This is a genomic window from Microcystis sp. LEGE 08355 (assembly GCF_015207185.1).
Lineage (GTDB): Bacteria > Cyanobacteriota > Cyanobacteriia > Cyanobacteriales > Microcystaceae > Microcystis > Microcystis panniformis.
Window position 1 is genome coordinate 1 of the sequence record NZ_JADEXI010000237.1, and the last position, 6,742, is coordinate 6,742.

Genomic DNA, 6,742 nt, shown 5'->3' on the forward strand with positions numbered 1-6,742 from the left:
CCGTCCTTTCCCTTCGGCGCTTGCCCTCAATGATAATTGTTTCAGTTTTCGCCACTCCGCGCACGGGAATAATCCCCCTACCGGTGCGATAGGCCTCGCGAATGCCGGTATCATCTAAAATCTCGCCTCCCGTGGGAAAATCGGGCCCGGGGATAATTTCTACTAACTTTTCCTCGCTTAAATCGGGATTATCGATCAAAGCGATTAAACCTTCCACCACTTCCCCTAAATTATGGGGAGGGATATTAGTCGCCATCCCTACCGCAATACCCGAACAACCATTAAGAATCAGTATCGGTAACTGAGCGGGTAAAACAACCGGTTCCTGTTGAGAATTATCAAAATTACTGCTAAAATTAACGATCGCTTCGCTAATTCCCCCTAAAACCGCCTGATCACCGATGCCAGCCAAACGGGTTTCTGTGTAACGCATGGCTGCCGGGGGGTCGTTATCGATCGAACCAAAGTTACCATGGCCCGATAAAAGTGGGTAACGACTGGAAAAATCCTGTACCATACGAACCAGTGCTTCGTACACTGACTGATCGCCGTGGGGATGATATTTACCCAAGACATCCCCCACCACCCGCGCACATTTGCGAAAAGGGCGATCGGGAGTTAAACCCAGTTCGTGCATAGCGTATAATATGCGACGATGGACTGGTTTTAAGCCATCCCGTACATCCGGCAAGGCTCGCCCCACGATCACACTCATGGCATATTCTAGATAGGAGCGTTCCATCTCTTGGTGTAAGGCCGTGGGTATAATTTGACCACTAGCTAAGAAATCCAGTTGTTTGGCCATGAGTCTCTCGTTTTCAATCTGTCTAGCTGTGAATCATAAGGCATTTTGTCCGTTTTAACCTTGTTTATCCCTGAGCATCCCTATGACGACTGTTTTGATTGTAGAAGACGACCCGATTAATTTTCGCGTTTTTGCCAAAATTTTGACCAAACGAGGTGGTCTAGAGGTTAAAGGGACTGAAGACGTGGAAGAAGTGCTTCGTATTGCTCGGGATAAGGAAGTGGACGTGATCTTAATGGATGTCTCCCTCTCCCATAGTGTCTATGAAGGGAAAGCGGTAGATGGCATTAAAATCAGCCAAATTCTCAAAGCTAACCCCGAAACCGCCGATTTACCCGTTATTCTCGTCACCGCTCACGCTATGGAAGGCGATCGAGAGAATTTTCTCAAGCAGAGTCAGGCCGATGGTTATATTTCTAAACCGGTGGTGGATCACCAAGCTTTTGTTGAGCAAATTTTGGCGATCGTCGATCAGAAGCTGGTCTAAGCTTTGAGTCTTCTTTTGTTAGTATATCAGTATTTATCTAGGGTGGGCTGAATAAATCTAAAAACCTTGTTGGGTAAGACTTTTAGACCTTTTGTCAATCCAAAAGTACCGGCGACGGGAGTGATTGGGGGGAAAATTCCTGGACTTTTCCCCTGAAAATTAGGTAATTGACCCCCTCAAAATCGGTAAAACCCTACACCCTACACCCTACACCCTACACCCTGTCCCCACAAGAAACTTTTTGCCGCAAACCCTACTTAATCCTCCACTCTGCCATAGATGGCGTAGGCTCGATCGAGCGACCAGGCCCACATCTGATCCCCTAGGGAAAAATGCCACCATTCCCCCTTATGTCGGCTAAATCCCGCCTCCTCCATCACTTTAGCCAATAAAACTCGTTTTTGATGATAACCCTGTTCTCGTGGGCTTTTTGCGGCGATATAATAATCGGGATGCGATCGCTCTCCGATCTCATCGATTTCTCCCCCCATGGGGATGGCTTGTCCCTGCTCGTCCACCAGGGTAATATCGATCGCCGCTCCGGTACTATGGGGAGGCGGAGTGGCGGCATTATCGCTGGGAACCGCCCAAATAGTGTAAACTTCTGTTAAAATCGCTTGACTTTCTGCCTCCGATAGTTTCTCTTTGGCTAATCCTCTTGTGTCTAGGAGAGTCTGAAAACTATAATCGACCATAAATTGTTGCACTTCGATCGGTCGATAGGCATCAAAAATCAAAATTTGCCAACCGGGTTGATAGACTTGCAGACGGTTTTGAGCGTCAATCAGAGCATTTAACACCCCTTGTCGCAAAAAATAGGGAGATTTACCCCGATAATTAGCTCCTAATTTCTCGTAAGCATGGGGAGAAGGGATAACAAACTTATCTGCGGGTATAGGTACTAGGGGTTCCCCACATTCACGAATAGGAATTTTTTGGTAGGGTTTCATCGCGTCGTCGAGAAACAGTAATTTTATTGATGGTCAACTCGATCGCCAGTTTACCGGAAAGACTAGATAGGGGAAATGCGGCCGGGAAAATCCAGGGACGTTTACGGGTAAAATAAATCCGTTATTCTTCCTCCTCAACGGTTGTAGGGAATTTCATACTGGCCCAAGTTAACTGTTTTTGCGGGTCTTTTTCCGGTTCACTAAAACTCTCTTTGAGTTGTTCTTTCACCTGAGCAATATTGCCACTTTGAGCGGCATTCTTTAGATCATAGACATAACGAGCATTTTCGATCGCTTCCTCTTTACTACGAGAACTAGACTCAAAGCATTTTTCTAGGTCTTTGTAAATACCCTTGCGAGAGATTTTGAGAAAATATTGACGTTCTGTATCGATCAGTTTAGCCAATAATTCTAGGTGCATGGAATCCTCGGCACAGATATCCGCGAGTATATCCCATTCTTCACTCCCCAAAAGATTATTATCCGCTCCCGGTCGCGGGTCTTGAAAAGTTTCTCCAGTCACTTGTTTATAAATCTTCGGTAATTGGTCATCAAATTCGTGCTTTTCTTCCCTCCAAATCCGGCGAATTTCGCTGAGTTCCTCCGTGGTAATTAGGGTAATATCTTTCATCTCCTCTGGCGCATTAGTACGCACGCTCTCCTGAGCTTCTAATACCCTTCTCAGCCAATATTCCCGCCATTGTTTAGTATAGGGTCCCGGTATGGGTTCGATCGATATTTCTCCATTTAAGTTTCTTTCAAATAATTGTACTTTCCCAAAGATACGGCGAAAATCCCGTTTCTCTCTATCATCCAAAAGGTCTAATTCATTTCTAAGTTCTACGAGTGGTTGTAACCATTCTTTTTCTTGGTCATTCTGAACCATCATACTCAGAGATGTATCTTTATCTACCAAAGTACAAACCCAACAACCAAAACGGGAACTTCCACAGCTAGGAGTGGAAGTATCTACCACTAGGGGACATTCATTATCCGCAGTCGCTCCTCTATACATTGCTAATAATTCTTTGTTATCTCCTCCCCAGGGATTTTCCCACTGCATTAAGTACATCCATACTTCATCAGTACGCCAATCTTCTATGGGACTATAAACGAGAGAATTGGGCATATTTGCATTAGGACTCAAACGCTCACGAAGTCTTTTAGCTTCTAATTTTTCCATCACCTTAGCACGACGAGAGCTTTCTGTTTTGCGGATTCCCAAAACTAATATTGTTTCCCCACAATTTCTGATGACTTCACGAATAAAGTTATTAGAAGCGTTAATTTTCAGTCTTCCAGTACACCAACGAAATTTCAAACGGGGAGCAGGATAACCCTTACCTATTAATCCACTCCAAAAGCGATCTTCCACAGCAGGATAGAGTAAATGTGATTTAAATGGCATTCTGTGAGCTTCTGAAGCTTTTTCCAGCTTTTCCATTGACTTTCTAACCCATGCAGAGACAATGGGATTTTCAACCATTGTGTCGGTGGTGATGACATGAATAGTTTTTTGTCGCTTCTCTAATGGTAACGCAGCGATCGCATTCCAGATTAACTGTAAAACTGCTGAACTATCTTTTCCCCAAGAAACACCAATAATCCAAGGAATCTCATCTAAACAGTAGAGCTTTTGTACTTCTTGAGTCAGTAGTTTAATATCTTCTACGAACTCATCAATAGTACGATTCGGTAGTAGAGAGGTTTGGATTGCGGTCATTACATATATACTTTTAAAGTTTTCCTCTCTATACTGTATGTCTATTACCCACATTCCGCACCCTAGTCGTTGAAATCAAAAGTTGCTCTAGCCCTTGTATAGTAAGACTTTTAGCGATTACTAAGAATTATGAAGTGTCACACTCTAGTCAGCGATCGCCAGCTTAATGAGAGTTTATCTCAATAATTTGGTATCAGAGCTATCAGATTTTTAGGGCTAATTGTGCATCTGCTGATCCAACAAATTAGCCTGTAATTCAGAGCCGGCAATCGTTTTGACGATTTAGATAAAATTTTCAATGTGACACTTTAGGGTGCGGAATGTGGGCTATTAGTAAAACCTATCAATAGGCACACAAAAAGAGAGATAAAGCAAAACTGCTCGATCTCTGCTTGTGATTTCAGAAAGGAGATAAGACTGAATTGCTCTAAATCTACTCGAAACTAGATTAAAACTATCCCAGTTTTCTCTTTTACAGCATCTCTGGCGATTTTAAACGCTTTATCGACTGCCGTTGTCTGTGTAACTATCTTTTTAGCACCAGCATCATCAATCACGATACTATTTAGCCATAAAGCTGAGTCACGGGTATAATCCAAACCTGCAAGTGCTTTAATTAGAGCTTCTCGCTGTAAATCAGTGAATTCTTGGCCAAAAAAGATGAAATGTCCAATGCGACTGAGTACCTGAAACCCAACCGTATTAAAGTCCACGCGCTGTTGTCTGAGATCGTATAAGTTGAGATTGACCGTTTGAGATGCAGGTTGTAGCAAAAGTCGCCAAGTATCGTTATTTTTGGCGAATTCTGTGTAAAAAATCTTCAGTCTCTCTAACATCAGCAAAAATTCACTCTTACTTTGACGAAAATGAGATTCTATAACTGGTTTTCGAGATGAACCAAAAAGAAATTCAGCGACACCGATTCTTAACTGACTCATAGTAAACATATATTTGGTGTCTTTTCCGATAGTACGAGAGATTTTATCAATCCGTCCATTGAAAATGACTAAATCTTTAGTAATTGTCCGAGTCAACTTAGCAAGAGGATCGGTAACGTCGAAAGCAGCCAATAAAGCAGGAGGGATGGGTTTATTTTTCGCACAATCGGCAAAATCTTGATGAATTTGATCCATATCTGCTTCTTGAACCACCAGCACAGTTACGCTGTCGTTACGCAAGTCAGGTTTTTCAGGTAAAACTTTTTCGATCGCTTTTAACCGATGTTGACCATCAGTAACATAAAGTTCTACATCTATTGGCATAACAGCATAACCGAATTTGACTGGACCTGCACCATAGGTAAAAACTTTGATCGGTGTATTCGAGTTAAAGATGAATGGGGGCAAAATATACTGATCTGTCTCTAGCAAATACTTTGCAATCTCGTTAACGTGCTGGGGAATAAGTGGTCTGTTCATGACTTCATCCGCATTAGACTTATTCTTTTTAGCTTCAGCACTTTGTAATTTTGCCAATTCAATCAGCAGACTACAAGGTAGAGAAAAAACTAGATGAGTTCTTCCCCCCTGTTCGTAAACATGACAAATAAAAACTCTCGCTCCTGATGTGGCCGAATCAGCGAAAGCTAAAGTCTGCGCTTCATCTTGTCTTTGACAGTGTACGAGGTCAGCACTGGAACGGTAGCCGTCGTCATTGACAGCCGATGTGATCTGAGTCATAATTAACCTTGAAAAAATGTCCAAAAACAATTAAGTACATACAAACGTCCGAGAAGTCCTACTGCAATAGGTACTTATCGGAATTTTTGTTTATGCACTGAATCTAGTTTAAAGAAAGCTTTTAGGCTTGTCAATATCCCATATAAAGTTAACATACCGTTTTTGCAGTCAATATATGGACTGATTTTTCTTTTTGCAGTCGAAAAGTGGATTGATAGGTAAAATTCAGTAGGGTATAGGTACGATACCCAAAACAGCGATCGCATACTACGGAACTTATGTACTATGATCAACCCTTAATCCAACTTTAAAAACCGGCTCCCCCGTCCCTCCTATGCCCTTTAAACAGGATTTAGTATCACTTTCCCGGGTTGAGGGTTTAAGTCTGGTTAGGGATTAAAGAGTAACTCCACCGTCCACGGGTAAAACCACACCGGTCATATAGGGGTTGATAATCAAACTCAATACTGCTAGGGCGACTTCTTCGGGTTGCCCTAAATGTTCGACAGGTAGAGCAGAAACCGCCCATTTGCTCAGGTCGGAGAGTTCCGAATCACCTTGACTGGTCCAGATGCTTGTATCTTCTATTAATCCGGGGGCAACAACGTTAACGCGAATAGGAGCGAGTTCTAGGGCGAGGGCGCGTCCAAATACGGCTACGGCACTATTAGCGGCGGCTATGACGGAAATTCCGCCCATTTTGGAATATTTGAAGATAGTGACGCTGGATGTCAGGGTAATAGAACCGTCCTTGGCCAAAGTTTTCAGGGAGCCACGCACTGCTAAAAAGGTTGCCCAGAATTTCTCCATACCTCCCTGGGCCGTTTCTACCGCTCTTTTTTCTGCTCTTCTCTGTTCGTCTAACTCTTGATTAATTTGTTTCATTACATGGAATCTATCGGCGACTACCTCGGCCGATGGCATCAATTCTTTCACCAAATTTTTATAGGGCAACCAAAGGTCTATGCTGACTTCTTCGATTTGCTCTAACACCTCTTTTCCCCACCCTGTAAGCGTTTCTCTCAATTCTTCTTGTGTTCGCTTCTCTAGAATAGCTATTAGTTTTCCCGTATCTAAATTTACTAAAACCGCACAGTA

Annotated in this window: 5 protein-coding genes and 2 pseudogenes; 1 reads left to right on the top strand and 6 read right to left on the bottom strand. The window is 42.9% G+C overall.

From position 1 onward, the window contains the following. The coding region (locus tag IQ242_RS13090; RefSeq protein WP_305070280.1) for a DNA gyrase subunit A at window positions 1–805 on the bottom strand (805 nt) is incomplete at its 3' end. 82 nt (window positions 806–887) lie between these two features. On the opposite strand from IQ242_RS13090, the gene IQ242_RS13095 reads away from it, so the two are divergent. Next, window positions 888–1,292, top strand: a complete 405-nt coding sequence (locus IQ242_RS13095; RefSeq protein ID WP_193960268.1) for a response regulator — start codon at window positions 888–890, stop codon at window positions 1,290–1,292. A gap of 257 nt (window positions 1,293–1,549) precedes the next feature. Here IQ242_RS13095 and IQ242_RS13100 read toward each other — a convergent pair whose 3' ends face one another. From IQ242_RS13100 to IQ242_RS27130, 5 genes and pseudogenes are all read right to left on the bottom strand, one after another. Beyond that, window positions 1,550–2,242 carry a M15 family metallopeptidase gene (locus tag IQ242_RS13100; RefSeq protein ID WP_193960269.1) on the bottom strand — a complete coding sequence of 231 codons (693 nt, stop codon included), beginning with the start codon at window positions 2,240–2,242 and terminating at the stop codon, window positions 1,550–1,552. Window positions 2,243–2,363: 121 nt separating this feature from the next. Further along, the gene (dndC, locus tag IQ242_RS13105) at window positions 2,364–3,965 is read right to left on the bottom strand and encodes a DNA phosphorothioation system sulfurtransferase DndC (RefSeq protein WP_193960270.1); all 1,602 of its coding nucleotides are present in this window, start codon (window positions 3,963–3,965) and stop codon (window positions 2,364–2,366) included. A gap of 443 nt (window positions 3,966–4,408) precedes the next feature. Beyond that, on the bottom strand, window positions 4,409–5,644 hold the full coding sequence (locus IQ242_RS13110; RefSeq protein WP_002761759.1) for a DNA sulfur modification protein DndB: 1,236 nt from the start codon (window positions 5,642–5,644) through the stop codon (window positions 4,409–4,411). Between the two features lie 396 nt (window positions 5,645–6,040). Continuing rightward, a pseudogene (locus IQ242_RS27125) lies at window positions 6,041–6,430 on the bottom strand (SDR family oxidoreductase); the annotation flags it as partial. Then, a pseudogene (locus tag IQ242_RS27130) lies at window positions 6,425–6,742 on the bottom strand (transposase); the annotation flags it as partial. The pseudogenes IQ242_RS27130 and IQ242_RS27125, both read right to left, overlap by 6 nt.

Excerpts from the sequence above, each read along its gene's own strand:
- IQ242_RS13095 (WP_193960268.1), top strand. The coding sequence starts at position 888 with ATGACGACTGTTTTGATTGTAGAAGACGACCCGATTAATTTTCGCGTT.
- IQ242_RS13100 (WP_193960269.1), bottom strand. The coding sequence starts at position 2,242 with ATGAAACCCTACCAAAAAATTCCTATTCGTGAATGTGGGGAACCCCTA.
- dndC (WP_193960270.1), bottom strand. The coding sequence starts at position 3,965 with ATGACCGCAATCCAAACCTCTCTACTACCGAATCGTACTATTGATGAG.
- IQ242_RS13110 (WP_002761759.1), bottom strand. The coding sequence starts at position 5,644 with ATGACTCAGATCACATCGGCTGTCAATGACGACGGCTACCGTTCCAGT.